Origin of the sequence: Pseudomonas sp. URMO17WK12:I6, from assembly GCF_003253625.1 — a bacterium.
Lineage (GTDB): Bacteria > Pseudomonadota > Gammaproteobacteria > Pseudomonadales > Pseudomonadaceae > Aquipseudomonas.
Map to the genome: position 1 here is coordinate 1 of NZ_QKYZ01000003.1, position 26,424 is coordinate 26,424.

Annotated in this window: 27 protein-coding genes; 18 read left to right on the plus strand and 9 right to left on the minus strand. The window is 58.4% G+C overall.

Annotation, left to right across the window (positions count from 1 at the left end):
• Positions 1–362 precede the first annotated feature (362 nt).
• The 5 genes from F475_RS05920 to F475_RS05935 all read left to right on the plus strand — a co-directional run bounded on the left by F475_RS05920 (position 363) and on the right by F475_RS05935 (position 5,252).
• Positions 363–812, plus strand: coding sequence for a DUF2247 family protein (locus tag F475_RS05920; RefSeq protein ID WP_111453410.1), 450 nt, complete (start codon positions 363–365; stop codon positions 810–812).
• A gap of 345 nt (positions 813–1,157) precedes the next feature.
• Positions 1,158–1,412: a hypothetical protein gene (locus F475_RS30315; protein ID WP_158538456.1), complete on the plus strand. Its 255-nt coding sequence runs from the start codon at positions 1,158–1,160 to the stop codon at positions 1,410–1,412.
• Positions 1,413–1,752: 340 nt separating this feature from the next.
• Entirely contained in the window at positions 1,753–2,748 is a 996-nt protein-coding gene (locus tag F475_RS05925) for an isocyanide synthase family protein (RefSeq protein ID WP_111453411.1), read from the plus strand.
• The gene (locus F475_RS05930) at positions 2,748–3,464 is read left to right on the plus strand and encodes an HAD family hydrolase (protein WP_111453412.1); all 717 of its coding nucleotides are present in this window, start codon (positions 2,748–2,750) and stop codon (positions 3,462–3,464) included. Before F475_RS05925 ends, F475_RS05930 begins: the two co-directional genes overlap by 1 nt.
• A 27-nt stretch (positions 3,465–3,491) precedes the next feature.
• Complete coding sequence (locus tag F475_RS05935; RefSeq protein ID WP_111453413.1) at positions 3,492–5,252, plus strand: L-tyrosine/L-tryptophan isonitrile synthase family protein; 1,761 nt, start codon at positions 3,492–3,494, stop codon at positions 5,250–5,252.
• A gap of 72 nt (positions 5,253–5,324) precedes the next feature.
• On the opposite strand, the gene F475_RS05940 is transcribed toward F475_RS05935, so the two are convergent.
• Positions 5,325–5,618 (minus strand): fructose-bisphosphate aldolase, encoded by a 294-nt coding sequence (locus tag F475_RS05940; RefSeq protein ID WP_026331719.1) that lies wholly within the window; start codon positions 5,616–5,618, stop codon positions 5,325–5,327.
• Between the two features lie 506 nt (positions 5,619–6,124).
• Between F475_RS05940 and F475_RS05945 the strand changes: the two genes are divergently transcribed.
• Entirely contained in the window at positions 6,125–6,547 is a 423-nt protein-coding gene (locus tag F475_RS05945) for an HD domain-containing protein (protein WP_111453414.1), read from the plus strand.
• Between the two features lie 141 nt (positions 6,548–6,688).
• On the opposite strand, the gene F475_RS05950 is transcribed toward F475_RS05945, so the two are convergent.
• The 3 genes from F475_RS05950 to F475_RS05960 all read right to left on the minus strand — a co-directional run bounded on the left by F475_RS05950 (position 6,689) and on the right by F475_RS05960 (position 9,059).
• Entirely contained in the window at positions 6,689–7,003 is a 315-nt protein-coding gene (locus F475_RS05950; RefSeq protein ID WP_177431090.1) for a hypothetical protein, read from the minus strand.
• A gap of 104 nt (positions 7,004–7,107) precedes the next feature.
• Positions 7,108–7,395: a hypothetical protein gene (locus tag F475_RS05955; protein ID WP_111453416.1), complete on the minus strand. Its 288-nt coding sequence runs from the start codon at positions 7,393–7,395 to the stop codon at positions 7,108–7,110.
• A gap of 248 nt (positions 7,396–7,643) precedes the next feature.
• Positions 7,644–9,059 carry a cytosine permease gene (locus tag F475_RS05960; RefSeq protein WP_111453417.1) on the minus strand — a complete coding sequence of 472 codons (1,416 nt, stop codon included), beginning with the start codon at positions 9,057–9,059 and terminating at the stop codon, positions 7,644–7,646.
• A 358-nt stretch (positions 9,060–9,417) separates the two neighbouring features.
• Between F475_RS05960 and F475_RS05965 the strand changes: the two genes are divergently transcribed.
• Positions 9,418–10,329 (plus strand): LysR family transcriptional regulator, encoded by a 912-nt coding sequence (locus F475_RS05965; protein WP_019648652.1) that lies wholly within the window; start codon positions 9,418–9,420, stop codon positions 10,327–10,329.
• Positions 10,330–10,344: 15 nt separating this feature from the next.
• Here F475_RS05965 and argE read toward each other — a convergent pair whose 3' ends face one another.
• The 4 genes from argE to F475_RS05985 all read right to left on the minus strand — a co-directional run bounded on the left by argE (position 10,345) and on the right by F475_RS05985 (position 14,078).
• Positions 10,345–11,496 (minus strand): acetylornithine deacetylase, encoded by a 1,152-nt coding sequence (gene argE, locus F475_RS05970; RefSeq protein ID WP_111453418.1) that lies wholly within the window; start codon positions 11,494–11,496, stop codon positions 10,345–10,347.
• The gene (locus F475_RS05975) at positions 11,493–12,170 is read right to left on the minus strand and encodes a DUF1028 domain-containing protein (RefSeq protein WP_111453419.1); all 678 of its coding nucleotides are present in this window, start codon (positions 12,168–12,170) and stop codon (positions 11,493–11,495) included. Before F475_RS05975 ends, argE begins: the two co-directional genes overlap by 4 nt.
• Positions 12,171–12,326: 156 nt before the next feature.
• Complete coding sequence (locus F475_RS05980; RefSeq protein WP_018930235.1) at positions 12,327–12,743, minus strand: RidA family protein; 417 nt, start codon at positions 12,741–12,743, stop codon at positions 12,327–12,329.
• 24 nt (positions 12,744–12,767) lie between these two features.
• On the minus strand, positions 12,768–14,078 hold the full coding sequence (locus F475_RS05985) for an NAD(P)/FAD-dependent oxidoreductase (protein WP_086946176.1): 1,311 nt from the start codon (positions 14,076–14,078) through the stop codon (positions 12,768–12,770).
• Positions 14,079–14,360: 282 nt separating this feature from the next.
• On the opposite strand from F475_RS05985, the gene F475_RS05990 reads away from it, so the two are divergent.
• The 10 genes from F475_RS05990 to F475_RS06035 all read left to right on the plus strand — a co-directional run bounded on the left by F475_RS05990 (position 14,361) and on the right by F475_RS06035 (position 24,101).
• Entirely contained in the window at positions 14,361–15,272 is a 912-nt protein-coding gene (locus F475_RS05990) for a LysR family transcriptional regulator (RefSeq protein WP_111453420.1), read from the plus strand.
• A 186-nt stretch (positions 15,273–15,458) separates the two neighbouring features.
• Positions 15,459–16,304, plus strand: a complete 846-nt coding sequence (locus tag F475_RS05995) for a transporter substrate-binding domain-containing protein (protein WP_111453421.1) — start codon at positions 15,459–15,461, stop codon at positions 16,302–16,304.
• A 53-nt stretch (positions 16,305–16,357) separates the two neighbouring features.
• Positions 16,358–17,179 carry an amino acid ABC transporter ATP-binding protein gene (locus tag F475_RS06000; RefSeq protein WP_111453422.1) on the plus strand — a complete coding sequence of 274 codons (822 nt, stop codon included), beginning with the start codon at positions 16,358–16,360 and terminating at the stop codon, positions 17,177–17,179.
• Between the two features lie 11 nt (positions 17,180–17,190).
• The gene (locus F475_RS06005) at positions 17,191–17,862 is read left to right on the plus strand and encodes an amino acid ABC transporter permease (protein ID WP_111453423.1); all 672 of its coding nucleotides are present in this window, start codon (positions 17,191–17,193) and stop codon (positions 17,860–17,862) included.
• Positions 17,863–17,872: 10 nt separating this feature from the next.
• Positions 17,873–18,538 carry an amino acid ABC transporter permease gene (locus F475_RS06010; RefSeq protein WP_111453424.1) on the plus strand — a complete coding sequence of 222 codons (666 nt, stop codon included), beginning with the start codon at positions 17,873–17,875 and terminating at the stop codon, positions 18,536–18,538.
• Between the two features lie 23 nt (positions 18,539–18,561).
• A complete protein-coding gene (gene dapA, locus F475_RS06015; protein WP_111453425.1) occupies positions 18,562–19,443 on the plus strand; it encodes a 4-hydroxy-tetrahydrodipicolinate synthase in 882 nt (293 codons plus the stop codon).
• A gap of 76 nt (positions 19,444–19,519) precedes the next feature.
• Positions 19,520–20,797 (plus strand): FAD-binding oxidoreductase, encoded by a 1,278-nt coding sequence (locus tag F475_RS06020; protein WP_218281479.1) that lies wholly within the window; start codon positions 19,520–19,522, stop codon positions 20,795–20,797.
• Between the two features lie 8 nt (positions 20,798–20,805).
• Positions 20,806–22,287: an aldehyde dehydrogenase family protein gene (locus tag F475_RS06025; protein ID WP_111453427.1), complete on the plus strand. Its 1,482-nt coding sequence runs from the start codon at positions 20,806–20,808 to the stop codon at positions 22,285–22,287.
• A gap of 11 nt (positions 22,288–22,298) precedes the next feature.
• Positions 22,299–23,321 (plus strand): proline racemase family protein, encoded by a 1,023-nt coding sequence (locus F475_RS06030; protein WP_111453428.1) that lies wholly within the window; start codon positions 22,299–22,301, stop codon positions 23,319–23,321.
• 69 nt (positions 23,322–23,390) lie between these two features.
• Positions 23,391–24,101: a GntR family transcriptional regulator gene (locus F475_RS06035; RefSeq protein WP_111453429.1), complete on the plus strand. Its 711-nt coding sequence runs from the start codon at positions 23,391–23,393 to the stop codon at positions 24,099–24,101.
• Positions 24,102–24,645: 544 nt separating this feature from the next.
• On the opposite strand, the gene F475_RS06045 is transcribed toward F475_RS06035, so the two are convergent.
• A complete protein-coding gene (locus F475_RS06045; RefSeq protein ID WP_111453430.1) occupies positions 24,646–25,440 on the minus strand; it encodes an NAD(P)H-dependent oxidoreductase in 795 nt (264 codons plus the stop codon).
• 86 nt (positions 25,441–25,526) lie between these two features.
• Between F475_RS06045 and F475_RS06050 the strand changes: the two genes are divergently transcribed.
• Positions 25,527–26,420, plus strand: coding sequence for a LysR family transcriptional regulator (locus tag F475_RS06050; protein WP_111453640.1), 894 nt, complete (start codon positions 25,527–25,529; stop codon positions 26,418–26,420).
• The last annotated feature ends 4 nt before the right edge of the window (positions 26,421–26,424 follow it).

The window sequence follows — 26,424 nt, forward strand, 5'->3', positions numbered from 1 at the left end:
ATCATTAATTGGAACGAAAGCGGGGACAGACCACATTTATCGAGGGGCTGGATAATGCTCCTTCAATTTAATCGTGGTCTGTCCCCGTTTTCCCAAACAAAATTCCTGATGGTCAGCATGGATTTAATGACATTATTGATAATTATGCTGGTGATGCTACTAAATTTGTAATACCCACCAAAGGCCCTGGTGGTGTGGTGATTAGAGAGTCTGAACTCAGTCAAATTGAAGGTAGTAATAATGGTGTTGAAGGGGTTTTCGAATGGATTGTTGATGAAGGAGATGTCACTCATCGACGTTTTATTCCGGGCGGAAAAGTCACTGGATTTCCTAACCAAATTCCGAAGAAGTAGGAGGGGATAATGAATCCATTAAAGTGCTTGATCAGTTTAGGTTTGATGGAGTGGTCAACCATTTTGTTAGGGTTTGGTAAAGGTTGGGTTGGGCGAGAAGATATTATTGAATATGCTTTCAGTCAGCTTCTGAACGGTAGTGAGAGTGAGGATGTTGCTGTTCTCGCAGGAGGAAGGTATCTAAGTGATGATGAGTTGCTTGGGGTTGTCTCAAAACAAATAAAAATATCAGATGATGTCGCTGATATGGATAAGTGGCGTTTGGCTTTTTTACTGTGTATTGATTTGTCAGGCGATAGTGATGAGCGCAAGATTGATAGACTTCAGGAGGTTTATGCGGATTTTGGTTATCCAGAAGATATGGCTTTATGTAGCATCTATTCTCAAGGTAGTGCTTGTCCGCTTGTCGTTATGCGTGAAGTTGTAGGGAAGTTGAAGGCGGAATTTTTTATTGATTAGTTTGCAGAGGTTGTAAAAAAGGGGGCACCCATTAGCCTTGAGTCGAGATCGGCTAGTGGACGTCCCCTTTTTTGTTCTGGCTCCTTTTTTGTTCCTATGAGTTCTCAAAGTGGTCGTGAAGTAAACTATATGATCTACAAAACATCCGAGGCGGCGATGAGTCGCGCACCAAGCATGGTGATTCCAAAATGACTAGTGTTTACGATTTATATGGTACAGAGACTCTAGATCTAAAATTTCTTAGGAGTAGGTTGGAGGTGGCTATAGTGGAAAACGTGGTCTGTCCCCGTTTATAAAAGAAAGCGGAGTTAGAATGGTTTGATAGTATTAAATGGGACTGATGAGATGATTGACTCAAAAACTGGTGAGCGAATTTTGGTCCAGTTGGATGAGATTTATGGTCCATATATTCGCGTGTCAACATTTCAAGATGGCGGCGCCTTGGAAGAAGTTTTGGATGATGTTTATTATGTGCTTTATTGGAAGGGAATTTCCGAGGACCTCAAGGGTTTTGGCGGTAATGAATACTACTTTGGTGGTGCTGCTGATCCGGTGAAGTTGCAAGTTATTCTGGATGCCATTGAACTTCGTTGGCGGTAGTGAGAAAAAAGGGTGGATATATTTATTTCCAAGAGAAAAGGAGGCGGATTTATTTGTCTGGTTTGTCCCATCCTGAACAAGGTTCACACCTTCCGATCTATTTTTCAGGGGAGCGTACTGGAATCAGGACCAGACACACTTGTGTGGCCGCAGTATGGCCTTGCCAGCCTGGACGTTGCATGAGCCTGTGTGAGGGTTTTTCGATGATTTCGGTGCCGTAATATTCCGGATTGCCACGATTGACAGTCCTCACAACTTGTAGGAATTTAGCCGCCCGCAGGTAAGGGATATCTGCTGATGGCCAAAAGATGGCCGTTGTTCACCACACAAAGGATTGTCTATGCAAGGTTCAAACACCGTTGCTCAACAGGTGTGCGGTCAGCTGGTGCACGAGCATCAGAACACCCCACACATGAACATTGCCGAGCAAATCCTTGAATGCCTGTTTCGCCGTCGTAGCCTCGCCCCGGGGCAGGATCACGAACTGTCGTCGCAGGTGCTGGAACCCCATCTGACCAAGGTCATGCAGGCGGTCGAGAGCGGTCGCAAGATTGAAATGGTCTTGCCAGCCTTTCCCGGCAAGTCGCCCAGCCGCAAGAAAACCCTCAGCCATCTGCCTGATCTTGCGGAACATCATGCCATCGACGAGTTACATCGCCTGTGCAAGGAGATCCAGGAGATCTACGCACCGGGCGCGCTGATTCATATCTGCTCCGATGGCTATGTGTTCTCTGACTTGGTGCATGTTCCCGATGCGGACGTTAAGGCCTACACCGACGCTATCCAGGACTACGCCGAACAGCACTATCCCGGCACGTTCGCCCATTTCGACCTCCAGGATGCCTACCCACAGCTGGATTGTCTGGACGCCATGCGTGAAGAGATGATGATCGAGCACGGTCAGTCATTGATCTTGTTGCAGCAGCGCTTCAAGGATGATCCGCACATGATGTTGATGTACTGCGGCATCCATCGCTTTCTTTCCGAGGATTACTCGGGACTGAAAGTATTCGCTGGCATGAGCCTCAACGCGGTGAAGAAGGTCGCCAAACCGGCCTCGCAGCGGGTGATCCAGCGCAGTGAAGCCTGGGGGGCGCTGTTGCAGGCGCGTTACCCGCATTGCCTGCGCTTGTCGATTCACCCGCAGTTGGCGGTCTCGACGAAGATCGGTATCCGGTTGGTGCCAACCAGTGACCTGTGGCGTACGCCCTGGCATTCGGTGGCCATCAAGCGACGGGGTGTGGTCACCCTCGAAAAACGCAGCAATGTCGATGAGCGCTATCACCGCCTGGTGTTCCGCAAGGGGCGTCCTTGTCACTACGCCAGTGCTCAATGATGACGTCTCGGTTACGGGTCGAAGCCGTACTCTTCGATTTGGACGGGACTCTGGTCGACACCTTGCCCGACATCACCTGGTGCTTGAACCAAGTGCTGCTCGAACACGGTTGCCCGGCGCTGACCACGGAAATAGTGTGCGGGTATATCGGCGGCGGCACCACGGCGATGATCGAGCGAGTTGCCACGCAGTTTGGTGTCGCTGATGCGCTCGCCATGCACCAGCGCTATGTAGCGCTCTACCAAAACAACCTGGTTCAATTTTCCCGGCCATTCAGCGGCGTATTGGAATTGCTCGAAGGCTGTCGCCGGTTGGAAGTGCCGCTAGCTATCGTCACCAACAAGGCTGACAAAATGGCCCGGCAAGTCGCCGATGCACTGCTTCCACAGAATACCTTCGGGACGATTCTGGGGCATCGCGCGGGCAGGGCGCTCAAGCCTCAGCCGGATGTGGCATGGGAAGCCGCCCGGCGGTTGTCGGTTGATCCGCACCACTGCTTGTTCGTCGGTGACACGGAGATCGATCTGCAAACCGCGCGTGCCGCAGGCATGCACTCGGCGGCGGTCACTTGGGGCTATGGCCTGACACCTGACTTGCAGGCCCAGGCCCCGAACCTGTGCTGTGAACACCCGGCCGAATTGCTGCGCAGTTTGCGGCAAGCCTGCGGGGCTGCGCATGCGTTCACCGAGCATGGCGACACCGTCAAATCCTATTGATACACACACCCTCAAGGAAGTTGTTCTATGGAACATAGAGACGTCTGGATCGCTGCCGTCAGCGATTTGCTGGCCGGTTATCTGCTCAAAGGCACGGATGATTGTTTCGACACACAAGGCAGGGCACACCTGGCGCTTCGATTGGGGCACTGCTTCGATCAGGGCTTGCCAGTGCGTCTGGTTTTGCCAGGCTTTCCCTGCAAGTCGCCAAACGCCAGCGACCAGACTTTCGGCGTGCTGCCGGACTACGGCGAGGTCATGGCCATCGAGCGCCTCGACCAACTCGGCCAAGCCATCGCCGCGTTGCACGCACCGGGCTGCGTGGTGTCGATCCTCAGCGACGGCACGACCTTCAATGACATCGTCGGCGTGGCCGACGACGTTCGCGCCGCCTACAACCGGGCGTTGCGTGAACTGTGCACCACCCACACGATTGAGTGGGTCAGCATGGAAGACCTGTTTCCCCAGGCCCAAAGTGCCGAGTCGGTTCGCGCCAGCCTGATCAAGCAGGCCCGTTTGCCGTGGAAAAACCTTGGCGAACTGATCGAGCAGAGCCGCGACGATGAATCCCTCAGCCGGGCGCATGACGACCTCTGCAGTCACCTCTACAACGACCTGCGTCTGTGCCGCGAAGAAGGGCAGAGCGAGGACGAGTACCTGCAACAAATCAACTTCAAAGCCTATCAAATGATGTATCGCGGGCAGGCATTGAACGCGGCAGTGGACCGTTTCTTCGGCGATGACATTCGCTTGTCGGTCCATCAATATAACAATGCCGGCCCCAAATTCACCTTCGGCCTGGCCGAAGGGCTGACCCGCGCGGACAGCCCTTGGCATGCCGTGCCGGTGTGCAACCTGGATGGCGGCCAAACCCTTCGCGCCCGCGCTCAGGTCGACCTCGACCACCATGTGCTGGTCACCTATGAGGGGCGGCCATGGCTCTACCATCAAGCAGAAAACCTGCAGGCCCAAGGCTTCGAGTACGAACTGCAAAAACTTCCGCTGTTTGGCCTGGTGGTGCGAGACCCGTTGGGGCTGGGTTTTGAACGACTGTCCACCGGCCTGCTGGAAGCCCTGGTGGAAACCTTCGGTTTCGTCTGCCTCAAAGGTTGCCGTTTCGACGACCAGGATAGCTTTGCTCGCAGCTGCGAACGCTTCGGCACGCTCTACGAATGGGCCTTCGGTGCCGTCCACGTGGTCAAGCCTGCGGACAAACCCCAAGGCGTGGTGCATTCGCTGGAGAAAACACCGTTGCACTGGGACCTGAACATGCTGCCCGACAGCGACGCACAAGTTCAACGCAACCCGAAATTCTGCGCCAGCAAATTCATGCTGTACTGCAAGACCGCGCCGCAGCCGGGCGAGGGCCAGACCACCATCGTCGACAGCCGCAACGTACTGCGCAAAGTCGGGCAGCAAGTCGCCCGACAATGGCAGGGCGTGAACATCACCTACTACACCAAAATGACCTACTTCGGCGGCTCGCCGCGCATGTACAGCCTGGTGGACCACCACCCCCGCAGCGGCGAGCTCATCCTGCGCTACCAAGAGGGCACCGACTCGACATTGCAGACCTTGAGCCAGTCAGTGCAGGACCATGACGAGCAGGCTCAACAGGCGTTGCTGGAACAGGTCAATGCGCTGGTTTATGACCCGGAGTGTTTGATTGCTCATCAATGGAGTGAGGGGGATCTGGTGCTGATTGATAACTATCGGACGTTGCATGGGCGGCTGCCGATGTCGGCGGGTTCTTCGTCGCGGGAGTTGTGGCGGGTACAGGTTTACTGATTGTTGTTGTCAGAGTCGGAGCAGGAAGCAGAAAAACCGCAGTAATGCGGTTTTTCTACGACTGAAATTTAATCACTGCCCCTTGGGCGTATCGAACCCACGCTGCTCAATCACCCGAAACACATCACTCACATCCTGGACCATGATCCGCGCGATGTTGGTGACGGTGTTGATGTCGTGTTCGGCGTAGTCGGGGAGGCTGGTGCAGGCCATGAGGTTGAGGTATTTGAGGACGGCGTTGAGGCGTTCGCTGAGGCAACTGTGGAGTTCGCGTATCGGAGCGTCGGCGTCGATGAGGAGGACGGGGTGGTCGGTGGCGAAGTGGGACATTGGGCTGTAGTGGCGGAGCGGGTTTTGCGTCGTCATGGTGTTAATCCTAATAAAAGTAGAATTGCCACCGTTCTGCTGCGAAACAAAATGGGTGGCAGCTATGCGCGGGTTCGCAGACCGGAGGATTAACACCAGGACCCGGCAGACCCGAAGGTCTCCCACGCACAACCGCCATAAAACGATACGCAGCCGGGAGTCGGCCGTGCCTGACGGAACAAGGTGTCAATCTTAAGGGCTGCGAAACCCTATCGCCAACTGATGTCAGCGACAGCCCCACTCTAGGCAGCGATTTTGGTAGCCGCAACCGGAGTGTAGGACGCTCGGACGGTCATTTCGCAAAGTGGTTTTCCCCCACTCTATGGCGCAAACGCAGTAAAGCCGGGTGGTGTGGTGTGTCTGAGGAAACGGGCTATCAGGGTTTGGGGTTGCTTCGCAGCCCAGCGGGAGCAAGCTCCCTCGCCACAAAGGGCAGATTCCTACATATTTTGCAGACTTCAAAATCCTGGCCGCGCCGTTACGGCATTTAACCCGAGGAGAATCCCATGAGTCAGTCACTGGAACGCGCCATTGCCATCGCCGCCGCGGCGCATGAAGGGCAGGTGGACAAGGGCGGGGCGCCTTACATCCTGCATCCGCTGAAAGTCATGCTGCGGGTGAACACGCTGGAAGAGCGCATCGTCGCGGTACTGCATGACGTGGTCGAGGACTGCGGCGTCAGCCTTGACGATCTGCGCAAGGAAGGCTTCAGCGAAGCGGTGCTGACGGCGATTGCGTCGGTGACCAAGGTGCCGGGCGAGTCCTACGAGGCGTTCGTCGAGCGCGCGGCGAAGAACCCGATCGGGCGGGTGGTGAAGCTGGCTGATCTGGAAGAGAACAGCGACTTGTCGCGGATTGCGCAGCCGTCCTGGGACGATCTGGAGCGCGTGGAGAAGTATCGGCGGGCGATGGGGGTGTTGCGTTCGTAGTGAATGCCGACCATTCCGGGACTTGGCGACAGGATCAAAAGATCGCAGCCATCGGCAGCTCCTACGCGGATCGAGTTTGCATTTGAATTTTGGACAGTCCACGATTTTTCCATTCAGGGGTTTCTGAAATCATGGTCTGCCTCATAATTTTTCATAAATCACTTCATACTCAGGTCCAAGTTCGGTTTGGATAATCGTGAGCAGAGCGTTCGCGGCAGAATCAAACCGTTCGTACTCTTCCATTTCCCAAGGGCCGGGATCTGGTGGGTAGTCCCAATTCAGGGACGTGTCATGCCAATGTGTCATTTCGTCCAGACACGTTCGGGTTTTGTCAGTAAGCGCCAGTCGATCTTCAATTGGGCCTACCGAAAACTGTTCGCGTGCGGCTTCGTTCCCGCACCACAGAACCCCGCCACCCCATTCGAACATCAAACGTATAAGGAATCGTTGTCTCATCAAGCTTTTCCAGTGGGGGGGATGTCCAAATTGTAGCCTTGATCGGACCACGGTCTTTCCGGTCAACGGTTTCTGAAATTGTGGTCTGCCCCAGTATTTCGGTGTTAGCTGATTTGGGCATCTACGACAGCAATTTCTGTCTCAGATAAACTCCGCCAGTCTCCTGGGCCAATCCCATAATCTGAACGGGTCGACTCGAACGCTTCTTCAAGTGAATGATAAATGTGATCACCCTCTACCACGCCTGTCTCGTAGTCGACGTATCTGATAAGCAGGTAGAGCGCATCACCCTCGGTGCTGACCAATCCAATCAAAACGACAGATGTCACACCAAACTCGCCCGGCTCTTTGCACCGTGCGAACGAATATTCAGGTTTACTCGCGCTGATCACATTACTTCTCCGAACGTGCGGTCCGCATACTTAAAGCTACGAGCTAGCTGAGCCCTGTCGATAAAACGATAACCGATGATGCCTGAATCCGGGGGGCGAGTATTCACGCTTTGCCCATCTGTTGGGCTGAGTCCGGCTTTCGGCGCTGAAGATCAAAAAATCGCAGCCTTCGGCAGCTCCAGAGGAATGGCTTGCCGGCGATGGCGTATTTGAGGATGTCTTCGCCGGCAAGCCTGGCTCCTACAGGGTTAGAGGCTGTTGGCCAGTTTTCCGGTAGACAGCCGACGTCTGTAAGCCGTGTCACGATTCGCCAACCACCAGTACAACGGCGAAGTCACCAACAACCCCACCACCCAGGACAAATCCGCCCCATTGATGTGCGCCGAGATCGGCCCGACGTACAGCGGTGTGTTCATGAACGGAATCTGCACCGCAATCCCTATCGCATACGCCAACAACGCCTGCGGGTTGTATCGGCCATAGATCCCGCCATCGACCTGGAAGATCGAATCAATGTCGTACTGACCTTTATGAATGGCATAGAAGTCGATCAGGTTGATCGCGGTCCAGGGCACCAGCACCACGAGCAACACCAACACCATGTCGACGAAGTGGCCGATGAAGTCGGCGGAGGCGCCGACGGCGGCGAAGCAGCAGCCGGCGAGGACGATGACCGAGAGGACGGCGCGGCTCTTGGCGGTGGGGATCCAGCGGTAGACGAAGGTTTGTACCAGGGTGATCAGCGACAGCACGGCGCCGTAGAGGTTGAGGGCGTTGTGGCTGATGACGCTGAGCAGGAACAGCACGAGCATCAATGGGCCGATGGAGCCGGTGGCGAGTTTGACCGCGTCCATGGTGTCCATGCCGACGGGAGTGGCGAGGACTGCGACGGCGCCGAAGATGAACGACAGGCTGGAGCCGAGTGCCGAGCCGAGGTAAGTGGTCCAGAACGTGGCGGCGACGGGCACGTCTTTCGGCAGGTAGCGCGAGTAGTCGGACACGTAAGGGGCGAAGGCGATTTGCCAGAGCGCGGCCAACGATACGGTGGCCAGCCAACCGGAGATGTTGAAGCTGCCACGGGTGAGGAAGTCGGCGGTCTGTACGTGGGTGAGGATGTAGCCGAAGCCCAGCACGATGCCGATGCCCAGCACCCAGGTGCCGATGCGGTTGAGCACGTGGATGAAGCGGTAGCCGATGATGCCGATGATGCCCGACCCGAGCGCGCCGATGACGATGCCCACTGGCACCGGCACGCTGTCGACCACGCCGTGCAGGGACTTGCCGGCGAGGACGATGTTGGAGGCGAAGAAGCCGATGTACATGATGCCGGCGATCAGCACCACCAGCAGGGCGCCGAGGGAGCCGAACTGGGCGCGGCTCTGGATCATTTGTGGAATGCCCATCTGCGGGCCTTGCGCCGAGTGCAGGGCCATCAGCACGCCGCCGACCAGGTGGCCGACCAGAATGGCGACGATGCCCCACACCAGGTTCAGTTGGAACAGCTGCACGCCGAGGGCGCCGGTGACGATGGGCAGCGGCGCGATGTTGCCGCCGAACCAGAGGGTGAACAGGTCTCTTACCTTTCCGTGGCGATCTTCCGGGGGGACGTATCCAATCGTGTGTTTTTCGATGAGCGGAGCGGAGGGTGTTGCTGCGGTGGACATGGTGAACTCCAAGGCAAGGATGAGTACGTGGACGTACTTCGGTGAGCGCCGCGCGAGCGACGCTTTTCTTGTTGGAGCGATGATGTGCAATGCGTCGGGATAGATAAATTAGTAAGTTTGTTGCTTCAAACCTTAAAAAATATATGCCCGGGGTTTGGGTGTGTCGGGTATGTTCAGCCTTGATCGTGTGCCCGGTTTTACGGCGGCTGCGCCGCCACAGAATCGCGCGTCGACCCGATACCTGTAGGAGCGAGGCTTGCCCGCGAAGGCGGCGTATCAGCCGACAACGATGTTGAATGTCAGCGCGTCTTCGCGGGCAAGCCTCGCTCCTACAATGTTGTGTTCTCTGGAGGTCTGCATGGCCGCTTACAACCTGCGACAGCTCAAGTATTTCGTCACCACCGCCGATTGCGGCAGCGTGGCGGAGGCTTCGCGCAAGCTTTATATCGCGCAGCCGTCGGTGTCGACGGCGATCAAGCACCTTGAAGAAAGTTTTGGCGTGCAGCTGTTTATCCGGCATCACGCCCAGGGTGTTTCGCTGACGCCGAGTGGGTCGCGGTTTTATCGCAAGGCGCTGGAGCTGCTGCGGGTCGCGCATGAGTTCGAGCAGAACGCGCTGGCGGACAACGACGTGGTCGCGGGGCAGATCGATATTGGCTGTTTTGAAACGGTGGCGCCGCTGTACCTGCCGCGTTTGATCGCTGGTTTCAAGGAGCGTTGGCCAGGTGTGGAGATCCGCATTCGCGATGGCGAACAGCAGGAACTGGTGCAGGCACTGACCGCCGGCAGCATCGACCTGGCGATGCTGTTCGAACACGATCTGGACAGCACGATTGAGACAGTGCCGCTGATGCCGCCGCAACAGCCTTACGCCTTGTTGCCGGCGGATCACCGCTTCGCGCAACAGGCGAAAGTGTCGCTGAATGACCTGGTGCTGGAGCCGATGATATTGCTGGACGTGGTGCCGAGCCGGACCTACTTCGTGAGCATTTTTGAAGAGCGCGGACTGACGCCACACATCGTGTTCAGCTCGCCTTCGATCGAGATGGTGCGAGGGATGGTCGGGCGCGGTTTTGGTTTTTCGATTCTGGTCACCAAACCGTTTTCCGAATACACCTATGACGGGCAGAAAGTCGTGTGCATACCGCTGGCCGAAACCGTGACCGGTTCGGGTCTGTCGGCGGCATGGTTGAGAAGGTCGCAGCTGACCAAACCGGTACAGCTGTTCGTGGATTACTGCCAGGAAGAACTGGCCCGACTGTATACCTGAGCGTCGGGCCAACCATCAGCGGCTGATTGATAACAGCATTCGTTGCAGCATTTGGTCGCAGCCGTTTAGTTGTTCGAGGCTGACAAATTCGTCCGGCTTATGACCCTGATCCATGCTGCCCGGACCGCACACCACTGTCGCAATTCCCGCCGCGTCAAACAGACCGCCCTCGGTGCCAAATGCCACCGTACCGAACTCCCCAGAACCGGAAAATGCCGTGATCAGCTCAGCGGCTTCGCTGTGCGCATCGGTCGCCAAACCGGGATAGGCCGACAATTCACTGAAGCGGATTTCACTCTGATCACTCACGGCGCGCATGCGCGGTAGCACTTGTTGCTCGGCGTAGGTCTGCAATTCCTGCGCAACGAGGCCAGGGTCTTGTGAGGGCAGGGCGCGGATTTCAAAGTCAAAGCGGCAATCGGCGGGGACGATGTTCAAGGCTTTGCCGCCGGAAATCATGCCGGTTTGCACGGTGCTGAACGGCGGATCGAAACGGGCGTCGTGATGCTCCGGTGCCTTGAGCCTGTGGCCAATCCGCCCCAGTTCGCCGATCAGTTCGGCGGCGTATTCAATCGCATTGACCCCGAGCGGCGCGTACGCCGAATGGCAGGCTTCGCCATGAATGTCGCAGCGCATCGCCAGCTTGCCCTTGTGGCCGAGCACCGGTTTGAGCTCGGTCGGTTCGCCAATGATGCAGAGCATCGGTTTGACCGGGCGCTGTTCGAGGGCTTTCAAAAGCGAACGAACGCCGAGACAGCCGACTTCCTCATCGTAGGACAGCGCGATGTGCACCGGCAGTCGCAACGAGGCCTTCACCAGTGACGGCACCAGGGCGAGTACACAGGCGATGTAGCCTTTCATGTCCGCGGTGCCGCGACCGTACAGGTTGCCGTCGCGTTCGGTGAGCTGGAATGGCGCGACGGTCCACGGCTGGCCGTCGACGGGCACCACATCGGTGTGCCCCGACAACACGATGCCCGGCTGATCCGCCGGGCCAATGGTGGCGAACAGATTGGCCTTGCTGCGCTCGTCGTTGTAGATCAGTTCGCAAGGCACCTCGAAGCGGGCGAGGTAGTCGCGGACGAACTCGATCAGCTGCAGATTTGATTCGCGGCTGGTGGTGTCGAACGCCACCAAGGCTTCAAGCAAATCGCGGCTGCTGCTCATCGGTCGTCTCCGGCGACACCGTAGCCAGGGGATTTGTCGGGGGTGAGGGCGCGGTCGATGTAGTCCTTGACCTGTGGGCGATAGGCGTCCCACAACTGCTCCAATTTACCTATCGGATCTTCATCGGCCCAATCGACCCGCAGGTTGATGATCGGCCAGGTCAGTTCGCCGACCACTATAACGGCAGCCGAATGCACCGGCCCGGCTTCACCGCCTGCGACCACCGCCGCTTTCATCGCGGTGAGCAAGCGGTCGGTCAGTTGGCCCTCGCCATGTTCGTACGCCTCGACCATGGCCTCGATCACGGCTCGGTCCGCGAGCATGTTGCCGGCGGCCACGCATTGCTCGCCCGACACGGCATTGTGGTTGCCCAGGGTTTCTGAACCGCTGAAATACGCGGTGCGGCCGAGGTGGTCAATCGCCGTGATTTGTCGGTATTGGCTGTAGCCGTTGCGGGTCAATGCCTTGTCCAGAGCCTCGGCAGGTGCGAGGCCTTGTTCCATGAGGGCGAGGGTTTCCGGGCCGAGGGATGGCAGGGTGATGTTTTGTGTGGAGACCGCGCCGACACCGGGCAATAGCCAGGGGCAGCGGGCGCCGACGGCGATGCTTGAGGAACTGATGGCAATGCCGAACTGACCGGTTTCGGGGCAACGGGCGGCGATGGAGAAGGTCATGGTTTTGCTCCTTGGTTGGCCTTGGCAAAGTTGTTGTCTGTGCGGGCGTCTTCGCGAGCAAGCTTCGCTCCTACAGATGATCAGGGTCGTTCATGAAACAGCGATCTACTGTAGGAGCGAAGCTTGCTCGCGAAAGCCGCGACTCGGTCTACCTGCTTACTCAGGAATCACCGCAATCACATCAATCTCCATCAGCCACTGCGGCTGCCCCAGTGCCGACACCACCAACCCGGTGGAAATCGGAAACACCCCTTTGAGCCACTTGCCCACTTCCCGATAAACCGGCTCGCGGTAACGCGGGTCAATCAAGTAAGTGGTGGTTTTGACGATGTGGCTGAGGTCGCTGCCAGCTTCTTCCAGCAACTGTTTGACGTTGCGCATGGCTTGCTCGGTTTGCGCGCGCGGGTCGCCGAGGCCCACCAGGTTGCCTTCGAAATCGGTGCCGACCTGACCGCGAACATAAACGGTGTTGCCGGCCCGCACGGCCTGGCACAGGTCATTGTCCAGGCTCTGGTTCGGGTAGGTTTCCTTGGTGTTGAACATGCGAATACGGGTATGGGTTGGCGTGGACATCTGAGGCTCCTGAAGAACTATTCGTTAAGCGCTGACGGTGGTTTTATGCGCGACGGGGGCGGTTTCAGCTTCGCGTTGCAGGGCATCGCGGTAGTCGTGGTATGAGCGCTGAATGGCGATCTGATCAGCCACGTACTTGGCGTCGTGCCAAACACCCCAGATGAACGAAGAGCCGCGACGGGACTGCCACGGCAGGCCGAGGAAATACACCCCAGGCTCGCTCGACACTCCGCGCTGATGCTGCGGCTTGCCGTTGTCGTCGAACGCGTTGACCTTCAGCCAGCTGTAATCCGTGGCAAACCCGGTGGCCCAGATGATCGACGTCACGCCAGCCTTGGCCAGGTCGAGTTCAAGAATCGGGTTAGTGACGCAATCCGGATCCGGGAAGGTATGCCGCGCCTCAGGTTCTTCCGGCAGGTCCAGGCCATTGCGCTCGACGTAGGCGTCGGCGGCATTGAGCAGCGCCAGATAGTTCTCATCGCCGCGTGCCAGGTTGTCGGCAAGGTTGGGCTGGAACGTCGCCACGCTGCCATTGAACGATTGGGTCAGACCCACCAGCGTCATTCCGCGATGGGCCAGCCCACGGAAGTCCACCGTGCGGCCGCCATGCGCGCCGCTCACCGCGATGGTCACGTGTTCCCGGCCGGGTTTCATCGCGGCCTGATCCCACTCGCCGAGCACGCCCAGCCACCAGCAGAAATCACGGTTGCGATAGGCGCGAGGAGGGCGATCGTGCGCACCCACCGAGAGGTAAACCTGCTTGCCGGCACTCTGTAATTCATCGGCGATCTGCACCCCGGACGAGCCGGCGCCCACCACCAGCACAGCGCCCTCTGGCAATTGCTGCGGGTTGCGGTATTCGGCGGAGTGGATCTGGGTGAATGGCTGATCTTTCGGCGCGATCGGCGGAATAACCGGGCGCTGGAAAGGTCCGGTGGCGGCCACTACGCGGTTGGCCTCGATCACGCCTTCGGAGGTTTCAATGGTGAAGCCTGGACGACCGACATTGCGCTCGACTTTCTTCACGTCCACGCCGGTGCGGATGGGGGCGTTGAACTTCTTCGCGTAGGCTTCGAAGTAATCCGCTACCCGTTCTTTCGGGGCAAAGCTGTCGGGGCTGAGATCGTCGAACTCAAGGCCCGGAAACCGATCGTGCCAGGCCGGGCCGTTGGCCACCAGCGAATCCCAACGACCGCTGCGCCAGCGCTCGGCGATGCGGCTGCGCTCCAGTACGAGGTGAGGCACGCCGAGTTTGCTCAGGTGTTCACTCATGGCCACGCCAGCCTGACCGGCGCCCACAATCAGCGTATCTATTTTTGTTTTTTCAGTGGTCATCTCTATACCCATCGAAGTTGGAATCAGGTCGGTTGTGGCCTGCCATTTCTTGGGTCAAGACTAGGGATCACCCCTGGATCGGTAAAATATTATAAAGCTGGCATTTGAATACAAATTACCGATGTAGCGCCTGCGAGTGTTTATGCCTTTGAGCTGCCACGACGCACTCCCGTAGCAGCTGCTACAAGAGCAATCGATGACCGGATTTAACAGAGCATGCCCTGAGCCAATGGGTGATATAAATCTGAATCGTTAAATGTTTACGTTCAGGAAAATTCACCTATGAGTCAGAAAATCCCCCTCAGCCAGGTCAGTGACTTTGACCTCAGATTGTTACGACTCTTCAAAACCGTGGTGCAGTGCGGGAGTTTCTCGGCGGCGGAAACCTCGCTCGGGATCAGCCGCTCTGCAATCAGCGTGCATATGGCCGATCTGGAAAAACGTCTGGGAGTCCGCTTGTGCCAGCGTGGACGTGCCGGCTTCGCGTTGACGGATGAGGGACGTGAGGTGCTTCGTTCCAGCGAGGCGGTGCTGGTGGCCATCGAGGGGTTTCGAACCGAGGTGAACCAGTTGCACAGCCAACTGCGGGGGGACTTGAATATCGGGATCATCAATAATTTGGTCACCCAGCCGAAGATGCGCATCACCCGGGCCTTGAAATCACTGCGCAGCCAAGGCGAGGGGGTGACGGTGAATTTGAGCATGAGCACGCCGGCCGAGATCGAACGCGGGGTATTGGACGGTCGTCTGCATGTCGGGGTAGTCCCTTTGATTACGCCGCTTTCAGGCCTTGAGTACAACCTGCTTTATGAAGAGCGGTCGTACTTGTATTGCAGCCATGAGCATCCGTTGTTCGCCTGCGCCGACACGGTGTCCACCGATGATTTGCGCCATGTGGATGCCGTGGTGCCGAGTTTTCGCATGACCGCCGAAGCCATCGGTTTGCACCACTTGCTCGATTGCGCCGCCACTGCCACCGACCGTGAAGGCATCGCTTTTTTGATCCTCACCGGGAGTTACATCGGCTTCCTCCCCGACCATTATGCGGCCGCGTGGGTGGAGAAGGGCATGATGAAAGCCATCGCGCCGCAACGGTTCCATTTCGATGCGCCCCTGGCCATTGTGACCGCCAAAAGCCGCCGCCAAAGCCTGATCCTCGATCACTTCCTGCAAGCCGTACAGCAAACCGCCTGACGGTTTCGACACTTCGAGCGGTCGTCCGACCGCTCAGTCACTTTCCTGAAAAAATCCGCGCAAGTCTGTTGACAGCTCAATTCGTTCAAAACTAATCTGCATACAGCGCTGCACACATGATGGCGCACATTGCTACACGCTTGTACCTTTCTGCCCAAGAACAACTACATAACGGTGAGGTTCAAAATGGCTCGGTTATTCTCTCGCTCCGCCCGCAACATGCTCCTCTGTGCCATCGCCATCGGTGCGCTATTGAGCCAGGCTCCAGCGCAGGCCGCTGATCCGTCACTTTGGCAAGGCGTGCAAAAGGCCGGCGTGCTGCGTTGCGGCGCTGCGGTGGCGGCGCCCTATGTGATGCGTGATGCCCGTTCCGGTCAGTACAGCGGCTACTTCGTGGATTTGTGTCGGGACTTCGGCGAGAAGGTGCTGAAGGTCAAGGTGGAGTTCGTTGACACCAACTGGGACAACCTGGTTGCGGGTCTGCAAGGTGGCAAATGGGATCTGGCGATGGCATTGAACCAGACCCCGGAACGGGCCATGGCCGTCAGCTTCTCGGTCCCGGCGACCGACTACCAGATCTCGTTGCTCACCCATAAAGACAATCCAAAACTGGCCACGGCGGGCAATGCCATCGCCGACTACGACAAGCCGGGCGTGTCGTTTGCAGTGATGTCCGGCACGGCCGCCGACAAGGCGATCAGTGCGGTGGTGAAGAATGGCTCGGTCATGCGTTTACCCGGGATGGACGAGACTCGACTGGCGGTGATGTCCCGCCGCGCCGACGTGCTGGTCGATGCCAGTGACACCAACCATTTGTTCGCCGTCGCCAACCCGGACTGGACCAAGGAAATAATGCCGGCCCCGGCCTTGGCCAAGCAGGGCGTCGCGTTCGGACTGAACCGTGACGCGTCGCAGTCAGACCTGCAAGTGCTGAACATCTACCTCACCCAGCGTCGCGAGACAGGCGAAATCGCCGCCCTGGTCGACAAGGCTTCCATCCTCGCGAACGCCGACGAAAAAACATCCAAGTAATTTCGCTGATTCCCGAGAGCGGCCGGTAACCGCCGCTCTCCTGGAGACCCCCTATGACAGCTCCTTTACTGGTGGCCGCCCAGCCACAGGCATCGTTCGTCCCCGATTCGGCTGGCGGCGACTTCATCCAGCTGCGCGATGTTTACAAATCCTATGGCGAAGGGTTGGTGGTCATGGACCATTTGAGCCTGGATATGCGCGCCGACGATCGGCTGGTAATCATCGGTCCCAGCGGCAGCGGCAAGAGTTCGTTGCTGCGGGTCATGATGGGGCTGGAAAGCATCCAGGGCGGGACGATCAACTTCCAGGGCCAGCCTTACATCGATGGCAACGCGAGAAACCAGGGCAAACCACTGGATGTGCGCTTGCAAACCCAGGTCGGCATGGTGTTCCAGCACTACACGCTGTTCCCGCATCTGTCGGTCTTGAGCAACCTGATTCTGGCGCCCATGAAAGTTCACGGGCTGTCCAAGGCCCAGGCTACCGAGAAAGCACGGATTTTCCTGGCGCGATTGGGTCTGGAAAGCAAGCTCAATGCGTATCCAAGCCAGCTCTCCGGCGGGCAAAAGCAGCGTGTCGCTATTGCCCGCGCCTTGATGCTTGAACCGAAGCTGATGCTGTTTGACGAGGTGACTTCGGCGCTCGACCCGGAAATGGTCACCGAAGTGCAGAACGTGATGATGCAATTGGCCGAGGAGAAGATGGCCATGATCATCGTCACCCACGACATGCATTTCGCCAAAAACATCGCCTCGCGGGTGGTGTTCTGCGCCAACGGAAAGGTTGTCGAACAGGGGCCTCCCGCGCAGATCTTCACTCAGCCGAAGGAGCCGCGCACCCGCGAATTCCTCGAAAAAGTCCTGCACCTGGGCTGAGGGGTACGACCATGAATTATCAATTTGATTTCCATTTTCTGACTGGAAACTTCGGTGCCCTGTGGGAGGGCCTCAAGGTCACCCTGCAGCTGGCGCTGGTGTCGAATGTGGAGGGGCTGATACTCGGTTTCGGCTTGTGCCTGCTGACCCTGAGCCGCTGGTTTTTCATCCGCTGGCCCGCCCAGTTGTTCATCGAGTTCTTCCGCTGCACGCCGGCGTTGTTGCAGATCGTCTGGTTCTTCTACTGCTTGCCGATGCTGTTCAACGTGTTCATCGACCCGATCACCATGGGCGTTTTGGCCCTGGGGCTGAACCTCACTGCGTTCAACGCCGAAGCCTATCGGGCCGGGGTGCAGGCAGTGCCGCGCGAACATCTGGATGCCTGTGTTGCGCTGGGCCTGCGCCCGTGGCAGCGCACGCTGTACGTGATTCTGCCGCAAGCCGTGCGCACCGCGCTGCCAGTACTGATGACCAACGGCATTTCGATTCTCCAGCAAAGCGCGTTGGTGGCCATCGTGGCGGTCGCAGACCTGATGTACGTCGGCAAAAGCATTGCCACCGAAGCGTATCGCCCACTCGAAACTTACTCGCTGATCGCCCTGATCTACTTCGCCCTCTCGCTGCCCATCGCGCAGCTGGTGCAGTGGCTCGAGCGGCGCCAGGACACTGCGCTCGCGCGCTGAGGAGAAGAAGATGCAGCTGGATTTCTGGGTGGTCCTTTCCTACTGGCAGGTGTTGGCCAAAGGCCTGGCGCTGACGCTGGCGTTCACCGTCAGTTGCGCGGTGCTGGGCAGCGTCTGCGGGTTTCTGTTGAGTCTGTTGCGGCTCTCGAAAAGCCCGTTGATCCGAATCCCTACCGGCCTGTACGTCGAGCTGTTCCGCGGCACGCCGTTGCTGATTCAACTGTTCTGGATCTTTTTCTGCCTGCCCGTCGTATTCGGCATCTCGGTGCCGCCTTACGTCTCGGTGGTGCTGGCGTTGACGCTGTACATGACTGCCATCACCAGCGAGACCTTTCGTGGCGCGCTCAAGTCGATTCCGAGCGAGCAACACGATGCCTGTACCGCCCTGGGCGTGGCGTCGTGGAACAAAGTGTTCTACGTGATTTTCCCCCAGGCATTGTTGCGTGCCGTCCCGCCGCTGCTGTCCAACGTGGTCAGCCTGTTCAAGGAAAGCGCACTCATTTCGTCGGTGGGGATCGCCGACCTCATGTTCGTCGGCCAGAACATTTCCAACAGCACCGCGCGCCCGGTCGAGTTCCTGTCGGCGGTGGCGGTGATTTATTTCCTGGTGGCGTTCCCCCTGACCCGACTGGTTGGCGTGATCGAAACCCGGATGCTCAGACGCTACGCGTACTAACTCAACCCACTGGAGACATTCCCATGCAGCAACTCAAAGGCATCCTGCCGGCCCTGGTGACCCCCTTCGATCAATCCGGTGCCATTGATTACGACGTCCTGACATCGATTATCGAATATCAACTCAAGCAGGGCGTAAGCGGGTTCGTGCCGCTGGGCTCAACGGGCGAATACTACGCGCTGACCAACGACGAACGTCGTCAGGTCATGGCGACCGTGCGCGAGGTGGTCGGCGATCGCGGCATGCTGATCGCCGGTGCCAACGGCTCATGTACCCGTGAGGTGATCGAGCAGGTCAAACAGGCCCGTGACATTGGTTATCGCAACCTGCTGATTGCGCCGCCGTACTACGCCATTCCAACCCAGGAAGAGCTGATCGGTCACTACGAAGCGATTCTCGATGCCGTGCCGGACGTGAACATCGTGCTCTACAACTACCCGATCCGCACTAATGTTGAAGTGGGTTATAGCGTGCTGGATGCGCTCAAGGATCATGAACGGGTAATCGGCATCAAGGAAAGTGCGGGCAACCTGCTGCGCGCCGTCGAGATCGGTGAAAACTACAAGGGCAAGATTCAGTTGTCCTGCGGTTCCGATGACCAGGCGCTGGACTTTTTCCTGTGGGGCGCTACCAGCTGGATCTGTGCGCCGGCGAATTTCCTGTCGCCGCACATCGTTTCGTTCTACAACAAGTACACCTCGGGTGACTTGGCCGGTGCGCAACAAATCGTGCGTTCGTTGTTCCCGTTGATGGCCAATCTGGAAAGCGGCAAGTTCATTCAGAAGGTCAAATACGGTTGCGAACTGGCTGGCTTTGAAGTGGGTGTGGCGCGCATGCCGTTGTTGCCGCTGACGGCTGAGGAAAAAACCGAATTCCGCAAGGAGTTCGAGAAGCTGCAAGGCTGATACGTTTCCCGCATCGGCCTCCACGTGGGACGGTGCGGGCTCAGCTTCCTAGAGAGAGACGGTGTATATGATCCCTATGCAATCACCCATCCAGCAGCAAGCCGAGCGCCAGACCGCGGTGGTCATCGGCGCGGGTATCGTCGGCGTCTGCTGCGCCCTGTATCTGCAGCGCGAGGGCTATCGCGTCACGATGATCGACCCCCAGGCGCCGGGCGACAGCACGGCCAAGTGGAGCTGCGGGCAAATGGCGGTGAGTGAAGTCATCCCGTTGTCCAAGCCGGGAATACTGAAAAAGATTCCGGCCTGGTTGCTGGATCAGAAAGGGCCACTGGCGTTGCGACCCAGCGCCTTGCCGGGAATCCTGCCGTGGTTTTTGCGGTTTGTGGCCTGTGCGCGGCATTCCAGGATCGTCGAGATTTCCAATGAAATGGCGACGCTCACGCATCATGTCTACGAAGACTATGCGCCGCTGCTGAATGCCTGTGCCGACAAGACCTTGATGGGCGAACGTCCGATCATCGAGGTGTTCGACACGGCTGAAGGGCTTGAGCAGGAAGAGCCACACATGGACCTGCGCAGGTCGCTGGGTTTCAAGTCGCAGGTTCTGGATCGGGGTGCCATTGCCGATCTTGAACCCGCATTGGCCGGCAAATTCAGCCACGGTTTGCTGTTTCCCGATTGGCGTGCGGTCAGTGATACCAAAGGATTTATTGCGGCTCTGACGCAAAGCTTCATCGATCAAGGCGGCGCCCGGGTGCGTGCTGAAGTGAAGAGCATTGATGAAGTCGCCGACCGTGCCAGCGGCGTGACCCTTACAAGCGGTGCGCGTTACGCTGCCGATCATGTGGTGATCGCAGCCGGAATCGGCTCACGACAATTCTTCGGGCAAATCGGCGGCAGCGTGCCTCTGGCGGGCATTGCCGGTTATCAAGTGCTGCTTCCTCATTCCGGTGTCGAGGTGCGTCATTCGGTGATTTATGCCGATGGCGGTTTTTGCTTCGCACCGATGACCCGAGGCTTGCAAATAGGCGGAACGATCGAGTTCGCCGGCCCCAATGCGGAACCCAACTACAAACGCGCGGACATCATTCTGGAGAAGGCCCGCAGGATCCTTCCTCAGTTGAACATCGACGGCCTTGAATATGGCGTCGGTTATCGCCCGTTTCTGCCGGACACCAAGCCGATCATCGATGGTTGCGATCGGCTCAAAAACGTATTCCTTGCGTTCGGTCACGGGCAACTGGGGCTGACCCTCGGGGCAACGACCGGGCGACTGATTGCCGATATGGTCGCCGGACGCAAACCTGCCCAGGACCTGAGCCCATTCAGTGCCAAACGTTTTGCTTTCAATTGAGGCCCTTCATGAATTTCTACGACCTGCTTTACATCGACGGCCAATGGGTCAGCCCCGTCAAAGGCGGCAGCTTCGAGACCATCGACCCGAGCAATGAGTGTGTAATCACCCGCGTAGCCGCTGCGACCGCGCCGGACATCGACCGGGCGGTAAACGCCGCACGCCGTGCGTTTGATGAGGGCCCGTGGCCGCAGATGAGCGGGGCTGAGCGTGCCATTGTGCTGCGCCGGATCGCCGCCGGAATCCGCGAGCGTCAGCAAGCCCTGGCCGAGCTTGAGGTGCGGGACAACGGCAAGCCTTTGCCCGAAGCGCTGTGGGACATCGGCGACACGGCCGGTTGTTTCGAATTCTATGCCGATCTGGCCGAAGACCTCGACGGACATCGGGAGCAAGCGATTTTCCTCGCGGATGAACGCTTCAGCTCAATCGCCCGTAAAGAGCCCATGGGGGTCGCGGGCGCGATCATTCCCTGGAACTTTCCGATGCTGATGGCGGCCTGGAAAGTCGCTCCGGCGTTGGCGGCGGGTTGCTGCATGGTGTTGAAGCCCTCCGAACTCACGCCGCTGACCGCATTGGAACTGGCCGACATTGCCCATCAAGCAGGGTTGCCCGCCGGTGTGTTGAACGTCGTGACCGGCCTGGGCAACGAGGCCGGCGCACCGTTGAGTGAGCATCCGGGCATCGACAAGCTGGCCTTCACCGGCAGTGTGCCGACCGGGACGAAGATCATGCAGTCGGCGGCTCGCGACATCAAAAACATCAGCCTGGAATTGGGCGGCAAGTCACCGTTCATCATTTTCAATGACAGCGACATCGACGCGGCCGTCGAATGGATCATGTTCGGGATTTTCTGGAACCAGGGCGAAGTGTGCTCCGCGACGTCCCGCGTGCTGGTCCAGCGGGATCTGTACGAGCCGTTGCTCAAGCGCCTGGTCGAACAGAGCCGAAGCTTGAGCATCGGCAATGGTTTGAAAGAGGGGGTGTTGCTCGGGCCGCTGGTGAGCCGTGGCCAATACGACAAAGTGCTGCAAGCCATCGCCAAAGGCCAGGAGGAGGGTGCAACCTTGTTGTACGGCGGCACGCGTCCGGCCGACTGCGAAAAAGGCTACTTCCTGACGCCGGCGATTTTTGCCGATGTGCCCGAAGAGAGCTGGATCTGGAAAGAAGAAATCTTCGGCCCGGTAGTGTGCGTGCGTCCATTCGACGATGAGGCCGAGGCGCTGCGTAGCGCCAACGATTCACGCTTCGGCCTCGCGGCGGCGGTGATGTCTGCGGATATGCAACGGGCGGAGCGGGTCGCGCGCCGACTGCAGGCTGGTATTGTCTGGATCAACTGTTCGCAACCCACCTTCACCGAAGCACCCTGGGGTGGCTACAAACAAAGCGGGATCGGCCGTGAGCTGGGTGAGTGGGGCTTGAACAATTACCTGGAAACCAAGCAGATCACCCGTTATGACAGCCAGCAGCCTTGGGGCTGGTACATCAAATAGAGGAGGCCGAGATGCGCTGGAAGAAAACCCTGCAAATGGCCGACGTGCACTGCGAAGGCGAGATCGGCAAAGTCATTACCGGTGGTGTGCTCGACATCCCCGGCAAGACCATGCTCGACAAGATGAACTACATCAACGAAGTGGACGACAGCCTGCGTCGGCTGGTGGTGCTGGAGCCTCGCGGCTGCCTGCAAATGTCCGTCAACCTGCTGTTGCCATCCACCCGGCCGGAGGCGCAGGCCGGGTTCATCGTATTACAGGCAGACAAGGCTCACCCGATGTCCGGCAGCAATTGCATTTGCGTGGTCACCGCGTTGCTGGAACTGGGCATTTTGCCGATGCAGGAGCCGTCCACCACCGTGGTGCTCGACACGCCGGCCGGTCTGGTCACGGCGCGTGCCCAGTGTGCGGATGGGCGTTGTCTCAGCGTTTCGCTGGATATGGTGCCCTCGTTCGTCGAGCATTTGGGCGTGGTCATTGAAACCGCCGAGTATGGCCCGATCAAGGCTGACATCGCCTTTGGCGGGGTCTATTACGCGCTGGTGGATGTCGATCAGATCGGCTTGAGCATCGCTCCGGAAAACGCCCGTACGCTGGCCAGCGAAGGGGTGCGTTTGCGGCGGTTGATCAACGAGCAGGTGGTGGTCCGCCATCCGTTGATCAAAGAGCTGAATGAAGTCGCGTATGTGATGTTCCGCCATCGCCTCGACGACAAAGCCTGGCAAACCTGCACCACGTTGCCGCCCGGCCGGGTGGACCGCTCGCCGTGCGGAACTGGCAGCTCGGCGAACCTGGCGACCCTGAGCGCGCGCGGTCTGGTGCAGCCAGGCGACCAGTTCACTTCGCGCTCCACCATTGGCGGTGAATTCAAGGTCGAGTTGCTGGGCCTGACCGAGGTGGGGGATCGGCCTGCGGTGTTGCCGAGAATCACCGGGCGGGCCTGGGTGTATGGTCTGCATCAGATTGGTGTAGACCCGGACGACCCGCTCCGCGAAGGGTTCATGTTGAGCGACACCTGGGGCGAAGGTTTCTAACCGAGCCTTGGCTGATGCTAAAGTTGCGGGCCGGACAGACGTCCGGCCTGTATCGCTGAGAGCTGCCTGATGAGCAAAGACACCGCTGAAACCAACGCAAGCGTCAAGCGCCATGGTGGGCGCTACATTTACGAGGAGCTGCGCAAACAGATCCTGACGTTGAAGCTCAAGCCTGGCACGCCGCTGGATGAAGTGTCGTTGGCGGCGCAGTTCGGCTTGTCGCGTTCGCCTGTGCGCGACGCCCTGGCAAGGCTGATCAGCGAAGGGCTGGTGACGATTCTGCCCAATCGCACCACGTTGGTGACGCCGTTCGAGATCGAAGAGTTCCCTAACTACATCTCCGCCCTGGACCTGATTCAGCGTGCCGTCACAAGGCTTGCGGCGCTACAGCGTACTGACGAGGATCTGGCGCGTATCCGCGCCGCCGATGCCGCTTATCTGGAGGCCGTCAGTACCGGGGATTTCCAGGCGATGTCGGAAATGAACAAAGCTTTTCACATGACCATTGCCGAGGCCGGCAAGAACCCTTACTTCATCAGCTATTACGAGAAGCTTTTGGGAGAGGGGCAGCGACTGCTGCATCTGCATTTCGACTACATCATCAGCGCCGCCAGCACGAGTACGCGGTTGGGGCGTGACCATGACGAAATGATTGACGCCATCGCCGCGCGCAATCCGGATGAGGCCGAACAGGCCGCGCACGAGCACACCATGCTGTTTCAGCGGCGCTTCCTGGCCTACATGCAGCAGAACCTCACGGGAAGCATGTCGGTGAATTAGTTCGGGTGTTGGAGGCGGCATGGACGTCCGTCTTGCGGCGTTAGTATTTTTCCATTTACCCATCATTTCCCTTGAAAAAAATCAGTCTAAAAACCCCGACCCAGGCTTCGAATGGTTTGCTATTCTGAGGTTGTAGGTGAAGACGCAGACTGATGCGCAAAGGGATAGCGAGGAGGCGTGGGGCGCGCTCCCAAGGGTACACGGTTAGAAAGATCTCCGCGCTGAGATCCAGCCCTTATGCCGTGTGAGGCAGAACAGCCCAAAGCTAAAAATCCTGTTCTGTGAGAGGCCCGATAAACCTTGTAAGCCAGAGACCAGCGCTGGCCACCTACTCGATTTCCAAAGCCCGCCTTGTGCGGGCTTTTTCGTGTTCGCTGTAGCAGCTGCCGAGCTGGCGAGGCTGCGTTCGGCTGCGTAGCAGTCGTGAATCCGGCTGACGCGGTCTGCCTGACACACCGCGAGTTCTGGTTTGACGACTGCTGCGCAGCCGAACGCAGCCTCGCAAGCTCGACAGCTGCTACGGCGAACGCAGCCTCGCAAGCTGCTACAACGAGTGTGTTGCCTGTTTGATGTGAGCGGTAAAGCCCGACTGATCCGCAGCAATCTCATCACGCAACGTGAGTTGCGGAATGTCATACGCCCCTGAATTTTGCGGTCGGAACGCAATCGGCGCGGTTTCCCACAGGTCATCCAACCGTTGGCCGAGCGCCTCACAAGTTGCTGAAAATCTCGCCTCATCCATTCGGCTGGTCCGATAGATCACGAACGGTGGCAGCACGTCGAAGCCGGGGTAGAACAGTACGCCATGCTGGATCGGGAATAGCACATCGTCGATCGGCCCATTGATGCCCCGTGGGCTGTAATGAGATTCCCAGCCACCGGTGGTGACGATCAGCATCGCCCGTTTGCCCGCCAGCGTGCCTTCCCCGTAACGATCGCCCCAGCGTGCATCGGAATGCTCCCCTACGCCGTAGGCAAAACCATAGGCATAGACGCGTTCCACCCAGCCTTTGAGGATCGCCGGCATCGAGAACCACCACAGCGGAAACTGCAGGATGACGGTATCGGCCCAGAGCAGTTTTTCCTGTTCGAGAACGATGTCCTGTCGTTGCCGGCCTTCTTTGAAGGCACGCTTGGAGTCTTGCGACGGATCGAACCGTGCGTCGGCAGGCCGGCCGAAACTGTCATCGGCGTCCAGCGAGGCTTTCCAGTCCATCGCATACAAGTCGGAAACCTGTACCTGATGGCCGGCAGCTTCCAGGCGTTTGACGGCAAAGTCCTTGAGCGAACCGTTTAACGATTTGGGTTCGGGATGGGCGTAAACGAGCAGAACATTCATGGGCTGAGTCTCCGTTGTCAGTAGCCAGCAGGATCAGGCCTTACCCGGTATATTGGAAATGAATAACCAATATGCCAGGTATTGTCATGAATAATCTTCGTCGTCTGGACATCAACCTGCTGCTGACCCTTGATGTCTTGCTCTCGGAACACAACGTGACCCGTGCGGCGCAACGCCTGAATCTGTCGCAACCTTCGGTGAGCGTTCATCTCGCCAAACTGAGGGATATTTTCAACGATCCACTATTGCTGCCGGGGCCACGGGGCATGCGGCCCACGGCTCGGGCCGATGAGTTGCGCGAGCCGTTGCGCCAGGCCCTGGAAGCCCTGGAGCGCGCGGTGTCGCCTGCCAGCCCTTTCAACCCGGCCGAGGCACGGCAGACGTGGAATGTCATGGCGTCGGACTACGGCGAGTCGACCATTATCTTGCCCGCGTTGGCCGGGCTGCGTTCGGCGGCACCCGGCACGCGTCTGGCGGTGTTTGACCTGATGCCGTCACAACTGGCCAAACAAGCGGAGCAGGGGGCAATCGACCTGGCGTTTCATACCACCGAGGATGCTCCCCCAGGCTTGCGACGTCGTGCATTGTTTACCGAACGCTATGTGTTGGTGGGGCGTACTGGCCATCCGCTGTTGAGAAAGCGACCGACACTCGCGCAGTTCTGCGAACTCGACCACGTCATCGTATCCCGGGATGGCGGAGGCTTTCAGGGTGTCACCGATCAGGCGCTTTCCCAGCTGGGCATGACGCGCCGAGTGGTGCTTTCGCTCCCCCATTTTCTGTTTGTCCCGTCGGTGGTGGAGAGCACCGACATGGTCGCGATGCTGCCAGCTCGCCTGGTTCGCGATACGCACGCTTTGACCATGGTCGAGCCTCCCCTTGAAGTGCCGGGATACGAGATGTCGATGCTCTGGCCCGAGCGCTGTCACCGCGACCCTGGGCATCAATGGTTGCGTGAGTTCATCGTGAGTGCCTTGTGATGGG